General features: G+C 45.0%; 1 protein-coding gene. It reads left to right on the forward strand.

What is annotated here, in order from left to right; translation table 11 throughout:
• The first annotated feature begins 131 nt into the window (after positions 1-131).
• Positions 132-1,316 (forward strand): cysteine desulfurase family protein, encoded by a 1,185-nt coding sequence (locus tag NJ959_RS29565; protein WP_254015333.1) that lies wholly within the window; start codon positions 132-134, stop codon positions 1,314-1,316.
• The last annotated feature ends 50 nt before the right edge of the window (positions 1,317-1,366 follow it).

Raw genomic sequence — 1,366 nt, forward strand, 5'->3', positions numbered from 1 at the left:
TCTGCCCAACTCCTCGAACAAATAGACAATTCTCCCAAGAAAAACCCTATGGCTGAAATCCTCCAAATACTTAAAAAATTGGGTGAACTGATTATAGAAGAAAATAGCCCAATCTAAAATCCCAAATCCCTATGTCTCATCGCCCCATATATCTAGACAATCACGCCACCACCCCCATGGATGAAAGGGTGCTAACGGCAATGCTACCCTACTTTACCGAATATTTCGGTAATCCCGCCAGTATCAGCCACGCTTACGGCTGGGAAGCAGAAGCCGCAGTAAAACAAGCCAGAAATACTCTAGCCGATGCCATCCATGCCACACCAGAAGAAATCGTCTTCACTAGCGGCGCAACAGAAGCCAATAATTTAGCGATTAAAGGAGTAGCCGAAGCCTATTTTAATAAAGGTCGTCATATTATTACAGTACAAACAGAACACAGCGCGGTTCTCGATCCCTGTCGCTATTTACAAAACTTAGGATTTGAGATAACCTTCTTACCTGTCCAACCCGATGGACTCATCGACTTAACCGAATTAGAAAAAGCCATTCGTCCCGATACTATTTTAGTTTCAGTCATGGCAGCCAATAACGAAATTGGTGTATTGCAGCCACTAGCGGAAATTGGGACAATTTGCCATGAAAATAAAGTATTATTCCACACCGATGCAGCCCAAGCCATTGGTAAAATACCTTTAGACGTACAGGCGATGAACATCGACCTCATGTCTCTGACTGCTCATAAAGTATATGGTCCCAAAGGTATTGGAGTACTATATGTACGCCGTCGTAATCCCAGAGTTAAAGTCGCACCGCAAATCCAAGGTGGTGGACATGAACGGGGAATGCGGTCTGGTACACTATATACTCCACAAATTGTCGGCTTTGCCAAAGCAGTGGCATTAGCCCTAGAGGAACTAGAATCAGAATCTGAACGGCTGTTGGATTTGCGATCGCATCTCTGGACAACTCTCTCTCAAGTTGGCAGAATATATTTTAACGGTCACCCAACCCAAAGATTGTCAGGAAATCTTAACATTTCGGTAGAAGGAGTAGACGGTGCAGCTCTAATCTTAGGATTACAGTCAGTAGCAGCAGTTTCCTCTGGTTCGGCTTGTTCTTCAGCCACCGTTGCGCCTTCCCACGTACTCTTAGCCTTGGGACATTCAGAATCCCTCGCTTATGCCTCCATCCGATTTGGCATAGGACGTTTCAATACTATAGAGGAAATCGATAAAGTAGGTAAACAGGCGATCGCGACGATTCAATCTCTCCGCTTAGGAAATAGGGAGTGGGGAGTAGGGAGTGGGGAGTAGGTTTTTTGGAGTAGGTTTTTTGGAGTAGGTTTTTTGGAGTAGGGGGTAGG

Source organism: Limnofasciculus baicalensis BBK-W-15 (assembly GCF_024178385.1).
GTDB lineage: Bacteria > Cyanobacteriota > Cyanobacteriia > Cyanobacteriales > Coleofasciculaceae > Limnofasciculus > Limnofasciculus baicalensis.

Coding starts and splice junctions, on each gene's coding strand:
- NJ959_RS29565 (WP_254015333.1), top strand. CDS start 132: ATGTCTCATCGCCCCATATATCTAGACAATCACGCCACCACCCCCATG.